Here is a 22988-nt window from a genome sequence, read left to right as displayed (position 1 = left end):
CTCAATTAACGCTTTTAACTGATTTTATTCAATACTTTCACATTATCAAACCCTTTCTCTCGAAGATATAGAGCCTGTAACTTACTCATCACCCCTCGTTCACAATAAAGAACATAATTTTTACTTTGATCTAATTCAGCGAAATGTGAAGATAATTTATAAAAAGGCATTAAAATAATATTCTGTCCTGAGATTTCCAGCGGTTTATCATCGACTTCCTCCGGACTGCGAATATCTAAAATCACGTCATTAGCCGATAAAACCGTTATTTCATCAACTTCAAATACTTCTTTTTTTGTTTGTTCGGCAATTTGACGAATATCTAAATATTGTGCATTTTTCACCGCACTTTCCAGCACGGAAAAATCAAAATAACTTTCTTCCTGTTCGATTTTTTCTTTTACAGCTTTTATTGTCGGACTTTTAGAAATGACACCGCAAAATTCAGGCATAGATTTAGCAATGTCCTCTGTACCAATTTCTTTTGCCTTAGCAATAATTTGTTCTTTGTCATGCGTAATTAACGGGCGTAAAACTAAACTTTCAGCCACCTCATCAATTAAGCGTAAATTAGTTAATGTTTGACTCGACACTTGTCCCAGTGCTTCCCCCGTTACAATCGCTTGAATGCCGAAACGTTGTGCAACTTTACTTGCCGCACGCACCATCATACGTTTTAACACAACACCCATTTGTCCGTTATCTACTTTTTCTAAAATTTCCGCAACAACCTGTTCAAAATTAATAGCAACAAATCGCACTTTATGCGAACCGCTAAAACGCTTCCAAATATGATACGCCATTTGTTTCACGCCAATTTCATGAGTTGCTCCGCCTAAATTGAAAAAGCAATAATGTACTCTCGAGCCACGACGAATTAACATGTAGCTGGATACACCGGAATCAAATCCACCGGAAATAAGCGATAAAACATCTTCTTGTGTACCGATAGGATAACCACCAATCCCCTGATGACGAGCTTTAATCAACATCATTTTGTCATTTTCAATATCAATTCTGACGGTAACATCCGGTTTGCTCAACTGCACTTTTGCACTTGCAACGGCTTGATTTAAACCTCCGCCAATATAACGTTCAGCATCCAATGAACTAAAATCATGTTTTCCTTTGCGTTTTACTCGTACACAAAATGTTTTATTCTCAATCTGAGTTGCTACATCACTCAAAGTTTGCTCAAAAATATCGTGCAATGTGACAAAAGGTTTTTCTTCCACTTCTAAGAAATGATGTATTCCGGGAATACGTCCGAGTAATTCAACCAATAGTGTCCGGTTTTCTATATTCTTCGACCGCACTTCGATGTAATCCCAATGTTTAACTACTGCAACAGTATCATCATATTTATTTAATACATTGCGAATATTACCGGTTAGAATTTTCACGAAACGTTTACGTACGCTTTCGCTTTTAATCATAATTTCAGGAAAAAGTTTAATAATAAATTTCATAATGAGTTTACATAGCTTTAATTTGATGATTTTCAGCACACGTTTCGCATACTGAATTGCCTTAAGTTTCGTGACATATTAGCATTCATGCCAAATGATATAAATTAATTTTTCATTTGCTATATAATTTTATTCATAAAATACAGTACAATGGACACCCTGATTTAAGATGAAGCAAGGATGATTAATATGGCACAGACACTTGACAAAAATGCAACTGATGAACTCAACTTTGAAACAACCCTCGCTCAACTTGAGTCTGTTGTTCATGTACTGGAAAATGGCGATCTTGCTCTTGAAGACGCATTGAAAGAGTTTGAGCGGGGTATTCAGTTGGCTCAAGCCGGTCAACAGCGTTTACAACAAGCTGAACAACGCATTCAAATTTTATTGCAAAAAAGTGAAAATGCAGAATTAAGCGATTATCAACCAAGTGAATAAAATAGTTAGTTTCTAATGTATCAATTTGCTCAAGATCTCCAAGAATCCAAACAACGAATTAATTTTTTTTTAGAAAAACAATTCGAGTGCATTGATAGTTCTCCATCTCCTTTAGCTGAGGCGATGAAATATGGATTATTGTTAGGTGGAAAACGTATTCGCCCCTTTTTAGTTTATGCAACAGGAAAAATGCTCGGAGCGAATTTAATTCAATTAGATTATGCAGCAGCGGCTATTGAAGCTATTCATGCTTACTCACTCATTCATGATGATCTTCCGGCTATGGATAATGATTCACTCCGTCGTGGACACCCAACTTGCCATATTGCCTTTGATCATGCTACCGCTATTCTTGCCGGCGATGCTTTACAACCTTTTGCTTTTGAGCTGTTAACTCAAACACCCGATTTGTCTGCCGAACAAAAATTAGCTTTAGTTCAAACTTTAGCCAATGCTTCCGGTGTTAAAGGTATGTGTTTAGGGCAAAGTTTAGATTTAATCTCAGAGAATCAACAAATTAATTTATCCGCACTTGAAAAGATACATCGCAATAAAACAGGTGCCTTGTTGTCAGCTGCAGTGAAGATGGGGTTTATTTGTTCTCCGCACTTTGCAAATATAAAATTAGAAGAACAATTAATGCACTACTCCTCTGCTGTGGGTTTAGCTTTTCAGGTACAAGATGATATTTTAGATATTGAAGGTGAAAGTATAGTGATTGGAAAAACTGCCGGATCTGATCTCCTTGCCGATAAAAGTACTTATCCAAAACTTATAGGTTTAGATGGTGCAAAACAGAAGGCACAAGAACTTTATCATCAAGCACTACAAGAATTGGATGCTTTGCCTTTTGACACTTCAGCATTACATGCACTCGCTGAGTTTGTCGTAAATCGACAAAGCTAAGTTCGGTTAAAATAAAAATGGAATAACGAATAATGAATAAATATCCACTTCTCTCTCTAATTAATTCACCTGATGATCTGCGATTATTAAGTAAAGACAAATTACCGCAACTTTGTCAAGAGTTACGTAGTTATTTATTGGAAAGTGTAAGCCAAAGCAGTGGGCATTTAGCCTCAGGTCTTGGCACGGTTGAATTAACTGTAGCTTTACATTATGTATTCAAAACACCTTTCGATCAGTTACTTTGGGATGTAGGGCATCAAGCCTATCCACATAAAATCCTTACCGGCCGTCGAGATAAAATGTCAACCATTCGTCAAAAAGGCGGATTACATCCATTTCCTTGGCGTGAAGAAAGTGAATTTGATGTGTTAAGTGTTGGACATTCATCCACATCTATCAGTGCAGGTCTCGGCATTGCGATTGGCGCACAGAAAGAAAATCTCGGACGTAAAACAATTTGTGTAATCGGTGATGGTGCAATTACTGCAGGTATGGCATTTGAAGCATTAAATCATGCAGGCTCCGTACATACGGATATGTTAGTTATTTTAAATGATAATGAAATGTCAATTTCAGAAAATGTGGGGGCATTAAATAATCATCTGGCTCGCTTATTAAGCGGTTCAATTTATTCTACTTTGCGTGAAAGCGGTAAAAAAATTCTTTCAGGACTTCCGCCGATTAAAGAGTTTGTCAAAAAAACCGAAGAACATGTCAAAGGTTTCGTTTCCCCAGTGGGAACCCTGTTTGAACAACTCGGTTTTAATTATATTGGACCTATTGATGGGCATAATATCCATGAACTCATATCGACTTTAAAAAACATGCAATCATTGAGCGGTCCGCAATTCTTACATATCAAAACGAAAAAAGGGAAAGGCTATGCTCCGGCAGAAAAAGATCCTATTGGCTTTCATGGAGTACCTAAATTTGATCATAAATTAGGGGAATTACCTAAATCCTCAACGACACCAACTTACTCACAGATTTTTGGCAGTTGGTTATGTGAAATTGCAGCACAAGATGAAAAACTGATCGGTATTACGCCAGCTATGCGTGAAGGCTCCGGCATGGTTGAGTTTTCGCAACAATTTCCACAGCAATATTTTGATGTGGCAATCGCAGAACAACATGCGGTAACTTTTGCCGCCGGTTTGGCAATTGCAGGCTACAAACCTGTTGTAGCCATTTATTCAACGTTCTTACAACGAGCCTATGATCAACTTATTCACGATGTTGCCATTCAAAACCTACCCGTGCTATTTGCTATTGATCGTGCCGGCATAGTAGGTGCAGATGGACAGACTCATCAAGGTGCATTCGATTTAAGTTTTATGCGTTGTATTCCTAACTTGGTGATTATGACACCAAGCAATGAAAATGAATGTCGTCAAATGCTCTATACCGGTTATAAATGTGGAAAACCTGCTGCTGTACGTTATCCACGAGGCAATGCAATCGGTGTTAAGTTAGAACCGCTTGCAGAACTACCATTGGGTAAATCAAAGCTGATTAGACAAGGTAAAAATATTGCTATTTTAAACTTTGGTACTTTATTGTCAGAAGCAACAAAAGTCGCTGAAGATCTTGATGCAACCGTTGTTGATATGCGTTTTGTTAAACCTTTGGATACTCAACGTATTCAAGAAATTGCACAAACTCATTCTTTGATTGTTACCTTAGAGGAGAATGCAATTCAGGGTGGAGCCGGAAGTGCGGTAGCTGAAACTTTATATCAGCAGCAACAAAAAGTTTCATTATTGCAATTGGGGCTACCGGATAACTTTATCCCTCAAGGTACACAAAAAGAAATGCTAGCTGAGTTAAAATTAAATGCTGAAGGAATTTTTGAACAAATAAAACAATTTTTGCAAAAAATTTAATATTTTTATGAACTATTTTTTATGTTGGTAGTCTTATAGATCGCTAGTGCACTGCAATTGCAGTTGTCTTTTTAATGTTAAAGTTTCTTATATTAAGACCTCCCCGCTATTCAATCTTTGAATAGCGGTTTTTTCTTTTTTAACACTCAACAGCTATAAAAGAGCGGTGATTTTTACAAGTAATCTGTAATTGGACTTGACTGATAACCTTAATGTGGTAAAACAACGCTTTCAAGTATTTTGGAAGGAAGATGAATATGTATGAAGGACTGCTTATTGTATTGGTTCCAATGTTCATTGGATATTTAATCAAAACAAAAAATGCCGCACTTTTAACACGCATAAATCATATTATGATGATATTGTTATATATGATCTTATTCGTGATGGGATTTTCTCTAGGTCAATTGGATGATTTAGCGAAACAACTACCGATAATTGGTATCTCCGCCTTTACTTTTGCGTTAACTATTCAAAGTTGCAATATTATGGGGCTGTTAATTTACGATAAATTAAATCCCAGTCCATTACCCCATCTCGCCAAAGAAATGCCTTCTCGTTGGAAATTACTTCTTGACAGTGCGAAACTTTGTGCAATGGTGTTATTAGGCTTTGTGATCGGTTTATCGGTAAAAAGTTGGTTTATGTTAAAATTTGGTGCAAGCACTTATATTCTAATAACTTTAATTTTTTTCGTCGGATTACAATTGCGTAATAATGGTATCTCCTTAAAAGAAGTCTTCTTTAATAAACGTGGACTTTATACAGGTATTATCTTCGTTTTTACTTCGTTGTTAGGCGGAATTCTTTCTGCTTATATTCTCGACTTGCCTATTACACAAGGACTTGCCATTTCTTCGGGATTTGGTTGGTATTCTTTATCTAGCGTAATCATTAATAATGCTTGGGGACCTGTTTTTAGTAGCATCGCTTTTTTAAATGATCTATCAAGAGAAATAACCAGCTTATTTATTATTCCTTTATTGATGCTAAACTACCGCTCTACCGCAGTAGGTATTTCCGGAGCAACATCGCTGGATTGTACTCTTCCTATTATCCAACGTTCCGGAGGAATTGAAGTTGTACCGTTAGCGATTAGTTTTGGTTTTATCACTAATATTCTTCCCCCTATTTTATTGGTCTTTTTTTCCTCCATCCCAATTTAGCTAAAACGAGAGTAAGACGATAAAAGTCTCACTCTCGTTTTATAAGATAAAATCATTTTTCATATAATTACTCGACTGCTCCGATAAGTTAGGAAAATAATTGTTGGCTATTTATATTTATATTCATCTTGATAGAATAAACGAGTTAACAGTAACTTTGATATCTTATGTGGGGATTAGTTAATATGATGAATAAAAAAAATAGTTATAGTTACGAAGATTTGTTAGCTTCTGGAAGAGGTGAATTATTTGGTGAAAAAGGACCTCAGCTACCAGCCCCCAGTATGTTAATGATGGATCGTGTTGTAGAAATGAATGAAGAAGGAGGGTTGTTCAATAAAGGCTATGTTGAAGCTGAATTGGATATTAACCCGAATTTGTCTTTCTTTGGTTGTCATTTTATCGGTGATCCGGTCATGCCTGGCTGCTTAGGTTTGGACGCTATGTGGCAATTAGTTGGATTTTATCTTGGTTGGATAGGCGGTCAAGGAAAGGGACGTGCCTTGGGTGTAGGAGAAGTAAAATTTACCGGTCAAATTTTACCTACGGCTAAAAAAGTTATTTATCGTATTAATATGAAACGTGTAATCAATCGTAAATTAGTCATGGGAATGGCGGACGGTGAAGTTGAAGTTGACGGTAAAGTCATTTACACGGCAACTGATTTAAAAGTAGGATTATTTCAAGACACCTCAACGTTTTGATTAAATAATTGCTATTGTGTTAAAAAATTTGTAGTTTCTGCGAATTTTACATTTATAGAGTTATCTAGTTTAAAAAAGTGCGGTTATTTTTATTAAATAACCGCACTTTTCTTATTACTTCAATTCACCACAATTCAAACAATATAAGTATTGCCCTTTGGGATCATTAAATTTATTTAAAATACCTAATTGCTCAGTCATTTTCTGCATTGATGTAGAAAAGCCGAATAAATGGGCAATATACTGACGAAGATTATGTTCTGAATGTTGTTTAGCATTTTTCATCAACTCCCCCAATAATGACGGTTCTTTTTCCGTTAGCCAAACAACAGAAAAATCTTTTATTTCTTCTGAAGATTTCTGTATCACTAATTCTCTAGCTTTTTCGACTGCATCATCAAAACTGCCCAGTTGATCTACCAGTTTATACGTATAAGCATCAAAACCTGACCAAACTTGACCTTGAGCAATTTTATCAACTTGTGTTTTTGATAAATTACGCCCACGGCTAACAACATCCAAAAATTGATCATAACCATGCTCTATTTCTAATTGAATAATCTCACTGCTGATTTTAGATAACGGGCTGAAATGTGATTTCATCACCACATCAGTTGTCGCAACACCATCGGCATTCACACCAATTTTTTGCATAGATTTTTCAAACGTTGGAAACATGGCAAAAATACCGATAGACCCTGTAATTGTATTAGGGTCAGCAACAATATAATCTGCCGTTGAGGAAATCCAATAACCGCCGGAAGCCGCCATTGCCCCCATTGAAACAACGACTGGCTTTCCTGATTTTTGTAAATTATCTACTTCTTGGCGAATAATTTCTGAAGCGAACGCACTTCCACCCGGACTATTTACTCGCAATACAACCGCTTTTATATTTGGATCATCATTCGCCTCACGTAATAATTGTGCTATGCTATCTCCGCCCACATTTTGTTCATCACTTTCACCATCGACAATAGCCCCTTCAACATTTACCACGGCAATAGCAGGTTGTGTAGGTTGTGCAAATCGATTTTTCAATATTGCCAAATAATCCTCAAATTCAACAAAATCCAACTTATCATCAGAATTAACTATCCAACGTTTAATGATTTTTTCTCGTTCTTGCGTTACCGCTAATTCTGTTATTAAACCACGCTTTTTCGCATATTCAGTTTGATTTCCGTTCAGTGCTTTTAATTCGCTAAGGTATGTTTTACTATCCGGTAACACCTGTGCTAATGGAATATCACGATTTTCAGCCACAATTTGCTGATAACTTTTCCATAATTGGTTAAGCCAACGGCTTGTATTTTCACGACTTTTTTCTGACATTTTATCGAGCATAAACGGTTCTACCGCAGATTTATAAGTACCTACACGAAAAATATGCGGTGTAATTTCCAATTTATTAAATAGCGATTTAAAATACAAATTCTCTGCAACCATACCTTCTATCGCCACTTCACCTTGTGGATTTAACAAAATAACATCCGCATAACTTGCCAATAAATATTGACTTTGCGTATAGTTATCCGCATAAGCAATCACTGGTTTCTTGCTGGCTTTAAAGGCTTGAATAGCTTTCCCAATGTAAGTTAACGCAGGAATATCTTTCCCATCAAAATAATTGAGATCAAGAACAAGTGCGGTAATTTTTGGATCTTTTTTAGCCGCTTGAATGGCATTAACAACATCAAACGTTGAGATTTTTCTCGGTACATGTTGATTACCTAATTCCAAAAGAAGCTCTTGCCATGCCGTATCATCGCTACGATTATCTGCCAAATAGCCGTCCAAATTTAATAGCAACGCCCCTTTAAAATGAGTTAAATCTACTTTATTCGACATACTCGAATTAACCGAAAACACTGCTACAATCAATAAAACGAAAAAAAGAAATACTATATTCATTACAACACGACGAGCAAAATTGAGCATTTGCCAGCACAATTTGAGAAAGGTCAACATCACTTTCATATTATCCTTTACTAAGTTAAAACAAATGTCGTACCTTACCACAATTTCCTTTTACTTCATATCGATCAAGGTAAAAATATGCTAGAATCCACCGCACTTTTAAGATGAAAAACAAGATGGAACTAAAATGGACGCTCTACAACTTCTTACCACTCGTCATTCAGAAAAAAAATTAATTTCACCTGCTCCAACTCGGCAACAACTTGAACAAATTTTTCACGCTGCACTGCATACACCGGATCATGGAAAATTACACCCCTATCGTTTTGTTGTTATAGAAAAGGAAGGGTTGAATAAATTTACAGAGTTACTAAAAGAAGCTGTTTTGGAATTAGATCTTGGACAAGAGCGGTTAAAAAAAGCCGAGAATTTATCCCAAAGAGCACCTATGATCATCGGTGTAATTGCCAAAATAAATCCTGATATTGAAAAAATACCGGCATGGGAACAAATGATTACCGCAGGTTGTGCTGCTTACGCTATGCAATTAGCCGCAAATGCACAAGGGTTTGATAATGTTTGGATCAGCGGTCCTTGGGTTAAAGGCTCTGCTTTGCGTCAAGCCTTTGATTGTGAAAAAAATGATAAAATCATTGCATTATTGATGCTTGGTACAGCAGAACAAAAAAGTGATCGAGGAAATCGAGAATTGAATTTAGATAAGTTTGTGCGTTATTTATAGATTTTATGTAGCCCAAATTTTCACTGGGCTAAAATCTCCCCTTATAATTAAAAAATAAATATAACTCATTTTTTTAACAAGGTTAAAAACTCTTTTCTGGTTTCTCTGTCGTCCAAAAATACTCCGCCTAAAGCCGATGTCACAGTGTAACTATTGGTATCTTTAATTCCACGGCATTTTACGCAAAAATGCGTAGCTTTAACATAAACGGCTACATCTTCCGTTTCTAAAATGGTTTGGAATGCCAACAAAATTTGTTGCGTTAGACGTTCCTGAACTTGAGGACGTTGTGCAAAAAAAGCAACAACACGATTAATTTTAGATAAACCGATCACCCATTTTTGCGGGTAATAAGCTACTGATACTTTACCATCAATAGTTACAAAATGATGTTCACAAGTACTGGTTAAAGTCACATCATCAACTAGCACCATTTCACTTACTTTCATGCGGTTTTCAATATTAGTAATTTTAGGGAAATTAGCGTAATCTAAACCACTAAAAATCTCATCAATAAACATTTTTGATAAACGTGCCGGTGTTTCCTCCAAACTGTCATCAGATAAATCTAAACCAATCAGTTTTATAACCTCACGCATATGTTGTTCAATACCTTGACGACGTTGATCTTTATCTTGCATAAGATCAATCATTGGTGTTTCAATTCCTTTTTCAACCAAAGCATTACGAACCTTAATCGCTTCCGGAGATAAATTGCTCATGACTACTTCCCGTAAAATCGTTATATCCTTTAAAATGCCTGACATTCTAGCAAATAAAAGCTGAAATCTCTATTTATTAGGTATAACAATTACTGAATTTAAAGTAAAATGTGAGCTGTTTTTTCACATTATTACAAGGATTTCTATGCTATCTCTTGAACAAGCTTTACAGCAAATGCTTTCGCAATTAGCAACTATAAATAAAACTGAAACGCTAACATTGGAACAAGCAGTGGCTCGCATTTGTGCAGAGGATATTATTTCACCGATTAATGTACCGTCTTTTGATAATTCTGCAATGGACGGTTATGCAGTACGTTTGGCAGATTTGAAACATTCAACAACGCTATCTATATGCGGGAAATCTTTCGCCGGTAATCCATTCAACGAGCAATGGCAAGAAAAAAGTGTTATTCGAATTATGACCGGAGCAATGCTTCCTGAAGGTACTGATGCCGTTGTAATGCAAGAAAATGTTACAATAAACGAAGACGGCACAGTTACTATCAATGAAATACCTAAATTGCACCAAAACATTCGTCGTTTAGGAGAAGATATAAAAGTGGGTGATATTGCATTAAAAATGGGCTCAAAATTGACCGCACTTTCACTCCCGCTTTTAGCCTCTTTAGGCATCTCTCACGTAAAAGTTTATAAGAAACCCAAAGTTGCTCTATTTTCAACGGGCGATGAGCTTGTATCCGTTGGACAGCCTTTAGTACAAGGAAAAATTTACGATAGCAATCGCTTTACAATTCGATTAATGCTGGAAAAATTTCCTTGTGACATCTTAGATTTTGGTATTCTTCCCGATGATGAACAACTTTTCGAGCAAACTTTTTTTAAGGCTCAAAAACAGGCTGATTTAGTGATAAGTAGCGGTGGAGTTTCTGTTGGAGAGGCTGACTTTACCAAAGCTGTCTTAGAAAAGTGCGGTGAAATTAATTTCTGGAAAATTGCAATGAAACCGGGCAAGCCTTTTGCTTTCGGTAAATTAAATAACGCTTGGTTTTGCGGACTGCCCGGCAATCCGGTTTCAGCTTTAGTGACGTTCTATCAACTTGTGCAGCCCGTAATAGCAAAATTAAGTGGCTATACACAATGGAAAATGCCACAACAATTAAAAGCAATCAGTGCTACAAAATTGAAAAAATCTGTTGGTCGGATTGATTTTCAGCGTGGTTTTTACCAACTCAATACACAAGGGCAAATTGAAGTTTATCCTGTCGGACAACAAGGTTCTCATCTTTTTAGTGCCTTTGTGAACAGTAACTGTTTTATTCGTTTGGAACAAGAACGTGGAAATGTCGAAGCCGGTAGCATCGTTACTATAGAACCTTTTAGTGATATTTTAAACTAGGATCTTTATGCAAATCGAACTCTCAACAATAGAAGAATTACGCTATAACCGTCAAATTATCATGAAACAAATTGATTTTGATGGTCAAGAAAAGTTAAAAGGCACAAAAATGCTTATTGTCGGCTTGGGAGGATTGGGTTGTGCTGCTGCTCAGTATCTTGCTTGCACAGGTGTAGGGCATTTAACTCTCCTTGATTTTGATACTGTTTCTCTCTCTAATTTACAACGCCAAGTACTGCATAATGATGAGCGTTTAAATATGCTGAAAGTACAATCTGCTAAAATCGCCCTGCAACAACTGAATCCTCATATTGAAATTCAATGTATTGCAGAAAAATTGAACGAAGAAAAACTTGCTGAAATTGTACCGCACTTTGATGCAGTCTTAGACTGTACTGATAATGTAGAAATTCGTAATCAGCTGGATCGCTGTTGTTTGGCTACAAAAACGCCTTTAGTATCAGGTGCGGCAATTCGTATGGAAGGGCAAGTTTCGGTGTTTACTTATGAAGAAAATACACCAACTTACCAACATTTAAGCCGTCTATTCGGTGAAAATACGCTAAGTTGTGTGGAAGCAGGTGTTTTATCTCCAATAGTCGGCATTGTAGGGGCAATTCAAGCCTTGGAAGCAATAAAAGTGCGGTTAAATATAGGCAAAATTTTATCAGGACGTTTATTGATGATTGATGGTTTAAATATGAAGATACGTGAAATTAACATTCCGTCTGAATAAAAACTCAATATCCTTACAATCTCTAAGATAATGCTGGATTGCCTAAAACACAGGTTTATCAATCAACTGTTTTCAAAGTAGCAAAGATTCAGGTAGCACGCCATCATCTCCACGATGTACCCGCATACCTTCAACCCGCACACGTCCCGTCACACAATCAGCTATGGCTTTTGGTAACAAACGGTGTTCTGCAGCTAAAACTCGTGCCGCCAATGTTTCCGGTGAATCATCATCGGCCACAGGCACAGCCGCCTGTGCGATAATCGGTCCGCAATCCATCTCTGCCGTTACAAAATGCACCGTACACCCAACTACACGACATCCTGCTTCCAATGCCCGACGATGCGTATCCAACCCAGTGAATGCGGGCAATAACGATGGGTGAATATTAATCAGCCTCCCAGCATAATGCGTGCAAAATTCTGGCGTAAGTATCCTCATAAAGCCTGCTAAAACAACCCAATCAGGCTGATATTCATCGATTTTTCTCATCAAAGCCGCATCAAAATCGCTACGTTCAGGATAATCTTTGTGACTGACCACACCGGTAGCAATACCTTGTTCTTCCGCCCATGCCAAACCAGCAGCATCAGCTTTATTAGCCAATACTGCCACCACATTTGCACCCTCAATTCGAGCTTCAACTACAGCCTGCATATTACTGCCACGCCCTGAAATTAGAATTACAATGTTTTGAGTGTTCATTTTTTTCCTTCAATTTTTCCTTCAATCAACCCAGCCGGGATTAATTGCTTTGTTGAGATGGCACAAACATCGTTTTAATCACTGCAACTTCAGATTCCCCCTACATTTTATCAACCCGTTCGATTCGAAAAAGATTCGAAGTACGAACAACAAAGATAGTGAAGAATATGGATTGGGGTAGCCCTTAAAAGGCTATGGCTATTTGCTATTCTCCACCCATTTACCATCAACAAAATAGGCACTCCATTTTGTTGTTTTACCATTTTTCTCTGAGGTAACATATTGACGTTTTTCTTTACGACTAAAGCGAATAATTGCCTCATTACCTTCAGGATCTTTAACTGGCGCATCAGCTAAATAGCGTAATTTTTCTGGCAGGCGATCTTGATATTGAACCAATTCAGCCACTTTTGCAGGACGACTTTCTCGTGATTTTGGAAAATTATGTGCTGACATAAACACACCACTCGCCCCATCACGCAATACAAAATAAGCATCCGATTTTTCACATTTTAATTCAGGAAAATGTACAGGATCCTCTTTTGGCGGTGCCACTTCCCCACTTTTCAAAATCTTCCGAGTATTATCACAATTTGTGCAACCCATATATTTACCGAAACGCCCTAATTTTAAGTGCATTTCGGCACCGCACTTATCACATTCAACTACAGGACCTTCATAGCCTTTAATTTTATATTCACCTTGCTCGACCAAATAGCCATCGCAATTTGGATTATTCCCACAAATATGCAATTTTCTTGTCGTATCAATCAAATAACTGTCCATTGCAGTATCACATTTCGAACAACGCTTACGTTCCATTAAGGCTTTTGTTTCAGAGCTTTCATCTAAAACATTTAATAATTCCGCTTCCGGAATTAAATTTATTGTGGTTTTGCACCGCTCTTTGGGCGGTAAGGCATAACCGGAACAGCCCAAAAAAACACCGGTACTGGCAGTACGAATAGCCATTTGGCGGTTACAAGTTGGGCAACCTATATCTGTTGCAACCAAACTATTTGGTTTCATTCCTCCGTCCAATTCATCCAATTCAGCTTGTGTTAATTGTTGGCTAAAATCTTTAAAAAATTGATTTAATTCTTCTTTCCAATTTTTCTTACCGTCTGCAATTTGGTCAAGTATATTTTCCATATTAGCAGTAAAATCATAACTCATTAAATCAGCAAACGATTGATTCAATCGATCTGTGACAATTTCCCCCATTTTTTCTGCATAAAAACGGCGATTTTCAACTCGAACATAGCCCCTTTCTTGAATTGTGGAAATAATTGCTGCATAAGTAGAAGGACGACCAATCCCTCGTTTTTCCAATTCTTTAACTAAGGCAGCTTCACTAAAACGTGCTGGTGGTTTGGTGAAATATTGTTGAGGTTCAACCTTAGTTAAACTTAATTTCTCTCCAACTTTCACTATCGGCAACTCTTGATCTTCAGGGTTTCTATTCGATTGAGGTAATACTTTTGTCCAACCATCAAAGCGTAAAACACGTCCTTTGGACTTTAACTCATAATCTCCTGATTGTACGGTTACGGTTGTACTGTCATATTTAGCGGCTGGCATTTGACAAGCAACGAATTGTCGCCAAATCAGATCATATAAACGCACTGCATCTCTTTCCATTCCCTCTAAACTATCTGCCAATTGTCTTACATCAGAAGGACGAATTGCTTCATGTGCCTCTTGTGCATTTTCGTTACTGGAATAGAAATTCGGTTTGTCCGGTAAATAGGCTTGTCCAAATTCTTGCACAATATAATTACGCACCATTTCTAAGGCATCTTTACTTAAATTTGTGCTATCTGTACGCATATAAGTAATGTAACCCGCTTCATATAAACGTTGTGCTAACATCATCGTTTTCTTTACGCCAAAACCTAATTTTGTGCTGGCACTTTGCTGTAAAGTTGAAGTAATAAAAGGTGCTTTTGGTTTTGACGTCGTTGGTTTTATTTCAAGATCTTTGACGAAATAATCGGAAATTTGTAAAAAATCTACCGCACTTCTCGCCTGTTCGATATTTTTAGGTTCAAATTTTTTCCCTTGAAATTGTACTACATCTAAACGAATAGGTCGTTTTTGACTGTTTTTACTATCAACAGAAATTTCCCAATATTCTTGAGGTTGAAAAGCCTTAATTTCACGCTCACGCTCAACGACTAATTTTACTGCCACAGATTGAACTCGACCGGCAGATAGACCTCGTGCCACTTTTTTCCAAAGTAATGGTGATACCATAAAACCTACTACACGATCTAAAAAGCGACGAGTCTGTTGTGCATTAACACGATCCAAATTTAACTGTTCAGGTTTCTCAAAAGCTTGTTTAATCGCATTTTTAGTAATCTCATTAAATACTACTCGACTAAAACGACTGTCTTCGCCGCCAATAACTTCGCGTAAATGCCAAGCTATCGCCTCTCCTTCTCTATCCAAATCGGTAGCGAGATAAATATGATCAACTTTTTTTGCTAAAGATTTGAGTTCAGAAACCACTTTCTCTTTACCGGGTAAAATTTGATACTTAGCTTCCCAATTATGATAAGGATCAATCCCCATTCTTTTTACCAACGCATTTTGCTCTTTTTCCGTTTTTATGCGTTGTTTTTCTTCCGCACTTAATCCCTTCGTTGAAATAGGTTTCGCTTTTTCACCGCTACTTTCACCTACCGTAGGCAGATCACGAATATGCCCTACACTGGACTTAACTACATATTGATTACCCAAATACTTATTAATAGTTTTCGCTTTTGCCGGCGACTCAACAATTACTAAGGATTTACTCATATTTTTATTTACCTAATTCGCTGTATTTTTGTAAAATTGCCCGCTATATTGCTTACTATCTTTTGCAAGGTCAACAGTTTTTTATAAAAATGGGTATAAATGAATAAACTAAATGCAGTTTCAATCATCTGTAAAGTTATTAAAATATACAGAACTTTTAAAGCTACAACGTAACAAAGCATTTACCCCATCATGTTTACGCTAAACTAAAAGCATTGATTCATTTTGTTATCAGCTTATATTTGTACTAAACGACACGCTAAAAATAAGGTAAGTTACCTTATTTTCCCTCACTTCCCCAGCGAAGAAATAAATCTTGTTCTAATTCAATACCAAATTGATCACATACACGATTGACGCTTTGGTTAATAATATCATCTAAGTTACTGGGTTTATGGTAAAAAGCGGGCATTAGAGGGGTAATCTGTGCACCTATTTCTGCCGCCTGAGTCATCAAACGTAAATGTCCTAAGTGTAAAGGTGTTTCACGTACACATAATACCAACGGTTTACGTTCTTTTAAGCATACATCAGCAGCTCTTGTCATTAAATCATCGGTATAGCTATGTGCAATACCTGACAGGGTTTTTATTGAACAAGGCAAAATTACCATGCCTAAAGTGCGGTAAGATCCGGAAGAAATTGCCGCACTAATGTCACGAATATCATAAACTTTATCGGACAATTCTCGGACTTGTTGTACCGTAAATTGTGTTTCAAGTGCAATAGTCTGTTTCGCCGCTTGGCTAATAATAAGGTGCGTTTCAATTTCCGGAAGGGATTTTAAAATTTGCAACAGCCGAATAGCATAAATGGCACCAGATGCACCGGTGATGCCAATAATTAAACAGTCTTTTTTAAGCTTCATTGTGCATTTCGAGATTCGTGGCATCTTTTTCACGCTTTTTCTTTGCTTTGTCATTACGTAAATCGGCAACTTGATCCAAATACGCTGAGGTAATATCTCCAGTAACATAAACACCGGTAAAGACAGAACAATCAAAATCTTTAATTGCTGGATTTTCTTGCTGAACAGCTCTAGTTAAAGCATCAAGATCTTGGAATATAAGTTTATCCACACCAATAAGTTTAGCAATTTCATGAACATCTCGTCCATAAGCAATTAATTCATTTTTAGTAGGCATATCAATACCATACACATTTGGATAACGAATTTCTGGTGCTGCTGAGGCAAAATAGATCTTATTTGCTCCTGCTGCTCTTGCCATATCGACAATCTGTTTCGAAGTCGTCCCTCGCACAATAGAGTCGTCAACCAACAACACATTCTTACCTTTAAATTCAGAAGAGATAGTATTGAGCTTACGACGTACCGCACTTACACGCTGAGTTTGCCCCGGCATAATAAAGGTTCTTCCCACATAGCGATTTTTCACAAAACCTTGTCGATAAGGTTTATTTAAAATATGTGCAATTTGTAACGCAATATCATTGGACGTTTCAGGAATGGGAATCACAACATCAATATCTAAATCTTTCCACTCTTTTGCAATTTTTTGTCCTAAGTTTTCTCCCATGTGAACACGAGCCGCATAAACGGAGACACCATCAATATAAGAATCCGGACGAGCAAAATAAACATATTCAAAGATACAAGGTGTTAACTTAGGACTTTCAGCACATTGTTGTGCATATAACTGACCATCAAAAGTAACATAAACGGCTTCTCCCGGTGCTACATCACGAACAAATTCAAAGTCAGCAATATCTAACGCGATACTTTCAGAAGCAAACATATACTCTGTTTTACCGCTTACCTCATCTTCACGTTTTCCTAATACTAACGGACGAATACCATTTGGATCACGAAATGCAACTATGCCATAACCAATCATCATTGCAACACAAGCATAAGCACCACGAATATCTTTGTGAGTAGCTCTAACTGCCTCAAAAATATCCTGCGTAGATAAAGGGTGTGTTGTTTGATCCAAATGATGAGCCAAAATATTTAACAAAATTTCCGAATCCGAATTGGTATTGACATGACGGCGAGCAAAGGTAAAGAGTTTTTGTTTTAACTCTTCTGAATTTGTTAAATTTCCGTTATGCACCAAAGTTAAACCGTAAGGTGAATTTACATAAAATGGTTGAGCTTCAGAGACACTGGAACTTCCTGCAGTAGGATAACGCACATGACCAACTCCCGCATTCCCTTGTAAACGTAGCATGTGAACTTGCTGAAAGACATCACTTACCAATCCATTTGCTTTTCGTAAGCGAAAACGATTTTCTTCATCTACTGTGATAATCCCTGCCGCATCTTGCCCCCGATGTTGCAATACCGTCAAGGCATTATAAATAGACTGATTTACAGGGCTATGGCTAACAATACCCACAATTCCGCACATATTTCACGTTCCTTATTTATTCAATGTTGAATTTATTAAATTTGAATTTGCTTGTATTTGTTCAAAAAACCATTCCACAATAAAGCCAAAGTGCGGTATTAATTTTGATGTTTTCCACCAATCACTCTGTGCAAAGTTTGTGAAAGAATCAATAAAAAATAGCAATGCCGCCACGATTAATATACCTCGTAGCAACCCAAAGCAAGCACCTAATACCCTATCTGTTCCGGTTAAACCTGTTTTATCAACTAACTGACTGATAATGTAGTTAAGCATTGCACCAACAATCAAAGTTGCTACAAATAAGATTGCAATAGCAACCGCATTACGAACATAAGGTGCTTCTATTTGAGTTAAATAAGTTGCTAAATAGGGATAAAAATTATTTGCCACCAAAAAAGCAACAATCCAGCTGGCAAGCGACATAACTTCACGCACAAACCCTCGCAATAAACTGACAATTATAGAGAATAAAATTATTCCGATAATCATTAAATCAAGATAATTGTTCATTAGGTAACCTCTAAAATCCCATCAATTTAAGACCGCACTTATTCTAGCAAAAAAGGAAAACGTTTGCGTAGTCTAAATTCACGCTTTATGCAAATTTAATCGAAATAAAAAAGAAGAAATCAGAATTGTCGTCTAAAAATATAGATGGAAATATCAGGAAATGTATCCTTTCAGTTTAAAATCCATCTGTCTATTCACTAAAACACTAGATGAGAGATGTTGAGTTAGTCGATAAGCCGGGTTCTGTCTTGGACAATCATTCATCTAGGCGTATATTTACACATACGCTCAAGCAACCTACCCGAACTCTGAGCGGGCAACTCATTGAGTTCCTATTTGGTCTTGCTACGAGTGGAGTTTACCATGCCATAAAATGTTACCATTCATGCGGTGTGCTCTTACCACACCCTTTCACCCTTACCTGATCTCTTACGAGCCATTGGCGGTCTGCTCTCTGTTGCACTGGTCGTAGGCTCACGCCTCCCGGACGTTATCCGGCACTCTGCCCTATGTAGCCCGGACTTTCCTCTCGTTTACTTATGCCTCTAAGTCGTTTAAAAACGGTTAAAGATTTCAACAAACCAGCGATTGCCTGACTAACTCGATGCGGAGTATAGCGTAAAATTCAGATAAAATATAGAGTTCACCCAAAACTTGCGGTAAAATAACCGCACTTTTCAATGAGGAAATGACGATGAATTACTTACAAATCGCTCGAAATTCGTTAGCTGCCGAGCAAAATGCTTTAGCCAAACTTAGTCAAAATTTAAATCAACAGTTTAATCAGGTTGTTGAGCTTATTTTAAATTGTGAAGGGCGATTAGTTGTTGGCGGAATCGGGAAATCCGGACTTATTGGTAAAAAAATGGTTGCTACATTTGCCTCAACAGGAACACCAAGTTTTTTTCTACATCCAACAGAGGCTTTTCATGGTGATTTAGGTATGTTAAAGCCTATTGACATTGTGATGTTAATCTCTTACAGCGGTGAAAGTGACGATGTTAATAAATTGATTCCCAGCTTAAAAAATTTTGGCAATAAAATCATTGCATTAACAGGTAACCTAAATTCTACTTTAGCAAAACATGCCGACTATATCCTTGATATTAGTGTTGAGCGTGAAGCTTGTCCCAATAATCTGGCTCCAACAACTTCGGCTTTAGTAACGTTAGCTTTAGGCGACGCTCTTGCGGTTTCTTTAATTACAGCCAGAAACTTTCAACCGGCTGATTTTGCCAAATTTCATCCAGGCGGTAGTCTTGGTCGTCGTTTGTTATGTAGAGTGAAAGATCAAATGCAAGTTCGTTTACCAAAAGTAACAGAAAACACAAACTTTACTGATTGTTTAACCGTTATGAATGAAGGTCGTATGGGGGTTGCTCTTGTCATGGAAAATGAAAATTTAAAAGGTATTATTACCGATGGTGATATTCGCCGTGCATTAAGTGCAAACGGAACTAATACACTTAACAAAACAGCCAAAGATCTTATGACTTCCAATCCTAAAACTATTAACTATAATACTTATCTGTCTGAAGCGGAAAACTTTATGAAAGAGAAAAAAATTCATTCATTAGTCGTTGTAGATGATCAGAATAAAGTGATAGGTTTAGTTGAATTTTCGAGTTAATCCCATGATGTTATTAAATGAAAAATTACAAAAAATTAAGCTGGTTATTACCGATATTGATGGTGTACTAACAGACGGCTTATTGCATTATGATGCCAACGGGGAAGTAATGAAAAGTTTCCATGTGCGTGATGGACTGGGTATCTGTATGTTAATCAAAAATGGCATTCAAGTTGCAGTCTTATCTGGTCGAGACTCCCCTATCTTACGTAAACGCATTGCAGACTTAGGCATCAATTTATTTTTCTTAGGTAAATTAGAAAAAGAGAGTGCTTGTTTTGAATTAATCAAAAAAGCAGGTGTAACACCCGAAGAAACTGCGTACATTGGTGATGATAGCGTTGATTTACCCGCATTTTCCGTTTGCGGATTGTCTTTTGCCGTAAATGATGCGATGGACTATGTGAAAGATTGTGCTGATCATATTTTGAGTTTACCCGGAGGGAAAGGTGCCTTTCGAGAAGTGTCTGATATGATTTTAAAAGCTCAAGGAAAAGCAAGTGTCTATTCCACAGCACAAGGTATTCTCAAAGCAGTTAACAAGATGGTGCAATAAAATAGATAATGAAAATAACAGTCCACATACAAAATAAGCGGGCTGTTACTTGTCTGTAAAATATCTCTAAACACAACTAAAATCCCCGCAAGCAACGTAAAAAATACTTTTCACATTCTACCCATTCATTCATTAATTTAATAACCACACTATCGATCACCGCACTTACATAAGCTAAACCTTACATCATAATTACCTATTCGTATTCTAAATAACAATAGTTATTATTAAAAATACCCTTTTAAATTAATAACTTATAAAAAATAAAAGTTGCATTCCATGAAAAACTGATTAAAATAAAACCTGTTTTATTCATCAATAAAAAAGGAACTCGCTATGCTAAATCAAGCTATTATTACTAAGTTAAATGAACAAATTAACTTAGAGTTTTATTCATCTAATGTATATTTACAGATGAGTTCATGGTGTGCTCATAACGGCTATGAAGGTGCAGCTGCATTTTTACTTCGACATGCAGATGAAGAAATGCAACATATGCATAAATTATTTACTTATGTAAGTGAAACAAGTGGTATGCCTCTGTTAGGTAAAATTGAAGCACCCAAAAATGATTACAAATCTTTAAAAGAAATTTTTGAAATAATCTTAGAACACGAAAAATTTGTAACTAGTAAAATCAATGAATTAGTTGAAATTACTTTTGCAACCAAAGACTATTCAACATTTAACTTCTTACAATGGTATGTTGCGGAACAACATGAAGAAGAAAAATTATTTACCGGCATTATTGATAAATTCAATTTGATGGGCGAAGACGGTCGTTCTCTTTACTTTATCGATCGTGATTTACTTACTTTATAATAGATAGGACAAAAATATGTTATCAGCAAATGTTATCAAATTATTAAATGATCAAATGAATTTAGAATTTTATTCTTCTAACCTGTATTTACAAATGAGTGCTTGGTGTGAGCAAAACGGTTTTGACGGAACAGCTAAATTTTTAGCCGCACATGCAGTAGAAGAAATGCAACATATGCGTAAGTTATTCACTTATTTGAATGAAACAGGTGCTTCGGCAATCATTACGGCTATTGATGAACCGCCACATGAATTTGATTCATTAAAACAAGTAATTGAACTAACATACGAACATGAAAAACTCATTACCTGCAAAATCAATGAATTAGTCGGAAAAACCTTTGAAGAGAAAGATTATTCAGCTTTCAATTTCTTACAATGGTATGTAGCAGAGCAACATGAAGAAGAGAAGTTATTTAGTGGTATTTTAGATAAAATTAATCTTCTTGGTGAAGATGGTAAATGTTTATATCTAATAGATAAAGACCTTGGTGATTTGACAAGTAAAGTATAATCTATAGAAGATCAAATCTAATCTGGCAGTCCCTGTTTAAAATTATCATATCTGTCAGATTAGTTTGAGCTTAAGTTTTTTCTATCTAAGTACATTTTCCATCAATGTGATGTTGCTATTAATCTCTCACTTAAGCACGTTTTTTGTGGGATTATAATAAAATAAAGCTCTCTTTTTGAATTTACTATGCCTTTTACCAAAATGAGTAAAAAAATAATCATTTGTAGAATCATACTAATGACAGTTTAAAGATATCACTTGATAGTAATTGACAATATTCAGTAGACAGTCCTTTATCTGTGATAATTTGTGTAAAGTTATTAAGTTGAGTTGCACAAAATAAGGAATATTTTCCATATTTACTGCTATCGGCAACTAATACTTTTTGTTTGGCATTTTGTTGGAGCATTCTTTTTAAATGAGCTTTCTCTTCTGTAGGTGCGGTAACACCTTTTTCCAAACTCCAAGAATTACAACTTACAAAAGCAATATCAGGATTAATGTTATTCAATAAAGTCAGGCTATGGTTACCGATACAGGATTGGCTACTATTATCCACTCTTCCCCCGGTTATGGTCAATTCTATTTGTTTATATTCGGAAAGTAATAAAGCGATATGCAGATCAGTCGTAATCACTCGAAGTGGCATATGAGCGATTTTTTTTGCAATGCACAAAGTTGTAGTACCTGCATCTAATACAATAGAGTCTCCCGGAGAAATGAGAGAAACGGCATATTCGGCTATCCGCTCTTTTTCAGTAATTTGCTTAAGTTGCTTTTCATTTGTGGTTGGTTGGAATGGAATAAAGTGGTTTAAACTTACTCCTCCGTGTGTACGAATTACAACACCTTCTTCATCTAATTTTATTAAATCACGGCGGATAGTTGCAGGAGAAGCCTCAGTAACCTTTACCAGCTGTTCTACGGTAGCAATATTATGACTTTTTAGAAATAGTAAAATCTGCTCTAGACGATTTTTAGACATATAAACTCTCTTATTTGTAATTATTTTACTATAA

Annotated in this window: 21 protein-coding genes and 1 other RNA gene; 12 read left to right on the top strand and 10 right to left on the bottom strand. The window is 36.5% G+C overall.

Features of this window, described 5'->3' with window-relative positions:
* Positions 1–14 precede the first annotated feature (14 nt).
* Positions 15–1469, bottom strand: coding sequence for a tRNA uracil 4-sulfurtransferase ThiI (gene thiI / locus HNR69_RS00525; RefSeq protein ID WP_075293892.1), 1455 nt, complete (start codon positions 1467–1469; stop codon positions 15–17).
* A 189-nt stretch (positions 1470–1658) separates the two neighbouring features.
* On the opposite strand from thiI, the gene xseB reads away from it, so the two are divergent.
* The 5 genes from xseB to fabA all read left to right on the top strand — a co-directional run bounded on the left by xseB (position 1659) and on the right by fabA (position 6572).
* Entirely contained in the window at positions 1659–1910 is a 252-nt protein-coding gene (gene xseB, locus HNR69_RS00520; protein WP_012340532.1) for an exodeoxyribonuclease VII small subunit, read from the top strand.
* Positions 1911–1925: 15 nt separating this feature from the next.
* Positions 1926–2816: a (2E,6E)-farnesyl diphosphate synthase gene (gene ispA, locus HNR69_RS00515; RefSeq protein WP_012340533.1), complete on the top strand. Its 891-nt coding sequence runs from the start codon at positions 1926–1928 to the stop codon at positions 2814–2816.
* A 32-nt stretch (positions 2817–2848) separates the two neighbouring features.
* Positions 2849–4702, top strand: a complete 1854-nt coding sequence (dxs, locus tag HNR69_RS00510) for a 1-deoxy-D-xylulose-5-phosphate synthase (RefSeq protein WP_075293893.1) — start codon at positions 2849–2851, stop codon at positions 4700–4702.
* A gap of 257 nt (positions 4703–4959) precedes the next feature.
* Entirely contained in the window at positions 4960–5868 is a 909-nt protein-coding gene (locus tag HNR69_RS00505; protein WP_075293894.1) for a LysO family transporter, read from the top strand.
* 185 nt (positions 5869–6053) lie between these two features.
* On the top strand, positions 6054–6572 hold the full coding sequence (gene fabA, locus HNR69_RS00500; protein ID WP_075290622.1) for a bifunctional 3-hydroxydecanoyl-ACP dehydratase/trans-2-decenoyl-ACP isomerase: 519 nt from the start codon (positions 6054–6056) through the stop codon (positions 6570–6572).
* A gap of 114 nt (positions 6573–6686) precedes the next feature.
* Here the strand turns inward: fabA and sppA are convergent, their stop codons facing one another.
* A complete protein-coding gene (sppA, locus tag HNR69_RS00495; RefSeq protein ID WP_012340536.1) occupies positions 6687–8552 on the bottom strand; it encodes a signal peptide peptidase SppA in 1866 nt (621 codons plus the stop codon).
* A gap of 127 nt (positions 8553–8679) precedes the next feature.
* Between sppA and HNR69_RS00490 the strand changes: the two genes are divergently transcribed.
* Positions 8680–9234, top strand: a complete 555-nt coding sequence (locus HNR69_RS00490) for an NAD(P)H nitroreductase (RefSeq protein WP_075293895.1) — start codon at positions 8680–8682, stop codon at positions 9232–9234.
* 65 nt (positions 9235–9299) lie between these two features.
* Here the strand turns inward: HNR69_RS00490 and folE are convergent, their stop codons facing one another.
* Positions 9300–9956 carry a GTP cyclohydrolase I FolE gene (folE, locus tag HNR69_RS00485; protein WP_075293896.1) on the bottom strand — a complete coding sequence of 219 codons (657 nt, stop codon included), beginning with the start codon at positions 9954–9956 and terminating at the stop codon, positions 9300–9302.
* Between the two features lie 145 nt (positions 9957–10101).
* Between folE and moeA the strand changes: the two genes are divergently transcribed.
* Complete coding sequence (gene moeA, locus HNR69_RS00480; protein ID WP_075293897.1) at positions 10102–11316, top strand: molybdopterin molybdotransferase MoeA; 1215 nt, start codon at positions 10102–10104, stop codon at positions 11314–11316.
* A gap of 7 nt (positions 11317–11323) precedes the next feature.
* A complete protein-coding gene (gene moeB, locus HNR69_RS00475; protein ID WP_011609065.1) occupies positions 11324–12052 on the top strand; it encodes a molybdopterin-synthase adenylyltransferase MoeB in 729 nt (242 codons plus the stop codon).
* Between the two features lie 72 nt (positions 12053–12124).
* Here moeB and purN read toward each other — a convergent pair whose 3' ends face one another.
* The 6 genes from purN to rnpB form a co-directional block, all read right to left on the bottom strand.
* Positions 12125–12757 (bottom strand): phosphoribosylglycinamide formyltransferase, encoded by a 633-nt coding sequence (gene purN / locus HNR69_RS00470; protein WP_075293898.1) that lies wholly within the window; start codon positions 12755–12757, stop codon positions 12125–12127.
* Between the two features lie 198 nt (positions 12758–12955).
* Positions 12956–15562: a type I DNA topoisomerase gene (gene topA / locus HNR69_RS00465; protein WP_075293899.1), complete on the bottom strand. Its 2607-nt coding sequence runs from the start codon at positions 15560–15562 to the stop codon at positions 12956–12958.
* 280 nt (positions 15563–15842) lie between these two features.
* Positions 15843–16430 carry a UbiX family flavin prenyltransferase gene (locus HNR69_RS00460; protein ID WP_041604193.1) on the bottom strand — a complete coding sequence of 196 codons (588 nt, stop codon included), beginning with the start codon at positions 16428–16430 and terminating at the stop codon, positions 15843–15845.
* Positions 16420–17934 carry an amidophosphoribosyltransferase gene (gene purF / locus HNR69_RS00455; RefSeq protein WP_011609069.1) on the bottom strand — a complete coding sequence of 505 codons (1515 nt, stop codon included), beginning with the start codon at positions 17932–17934 and terminating at the stop codon, positions 16420–16422. Before purF ends, HNR69_RS00460 begins: the two co-directional genes overlap by 11 nt.
* A gap of 12 nt (positions 17935–17946) precedes the next feature.
* A complete protein-coding gene (locus tag HNR69_RS00450) occupies positions 17947–18447 on the bottom strand; it encodes a CvpA family protein (protein WP_012340543.1) in 501 nt (166 codons plus the stop codon).
* 216 nt (positions 18448–18663) lie between these two features.
* Positions 18664–19051: RNase P RNA component class A (rnpB, locus tag HNR69_RS00445), an RNA gene on the bottom strand.
* A 90-nt stretch (positions 19052–19141) separates the two neighbouring features.
* Here rnpB and HNR69_RS00440 point away from each other — a divergent pair.
* The 4 genes from HNR69_RS00440 (at position 19142) to ftnA (HNR69_RS00425) (ending at position 21969) form a co-directional block, all read left to right on the top strand.
* The gene (locus tag HNR69_RS00440) at positions 19142–20077 is read left to right on the top strand and encodes a KpsF/GutQ family sugar isomerase (protein WP_041604195.1); all 936 of its coding nucleotides are present in this window, start codon (positions 19142–19144) and stop codon (positions 20075–20077) included.
* Positions 20078–20081: 4 nt separating this feature from the next.
* On the top strand, positions 20082–20633 hold the full coding sequence (locus tag HNR69_RS00435; protein WP_075293900.1) for a KdsC family phosphatase: 552 nt from the start codon (positions 20082–20084) through the stop codon (positions 20631–20633).
* A 336-nt stretch (positions 20634–20969) separates the two neighbouring features.
* A complete protein-coding gene (gene ftnA, locus HNR69_RS00430; RefSeq protein WP_011609074.1) occupies positions 20970–21455 on the top strand; it encodes a non-heme ferritin in 486 nt (161 codons plus the stop codon).
* A gap of 16 nt (positions 21456–21471) precedes the next feature.
* Positions 21472–21969: a non-heme ferritin gene (gene ftnA, locus HNR69_RS00425; protein WP_012340546.1), complete on the top strand. Its 498-nt coding sequence runs from the start codon at positions 21472–21474 to the stop codon at positions 21967–21969.
* 229 nt (positions 21970–22198) lie between these two features.
* Here the strand turns inward: ftnA (HNR69_RS00425) and HNR69_RS00420 are convergent, their stop codons facing one another.
* Positions 22199–22954 carry a DeoR/GlpR family DNA-binding transcription regulator gene (locus tag HNR69_RS00420; protein ID WP_132994454.1) on the bottom strand — a complete coding sequence of 252 codons (756 nt, stop codon included), beginning with the start codon at positions 22952–22954 and terminating at the stop codon, positions 22199–22201.
* Positions 22955–22988 lie beyond the last annotated feature (34 nt).

Origin of the sequence: Histophilus somni, from assembly GCF_014202395.1 — a bacterium.
In the GTDB taxonomy this organism is placed as follows: domain Bacteria; phylum Pseudomonadota; class Gammaproteobacteria; order Enterobacterales; family Pasteurellaceae; genus Histophilus; species Histophilus somni.
This window is presented reverse-complemented; position numbering and strand designations above follow the sequence as displayed.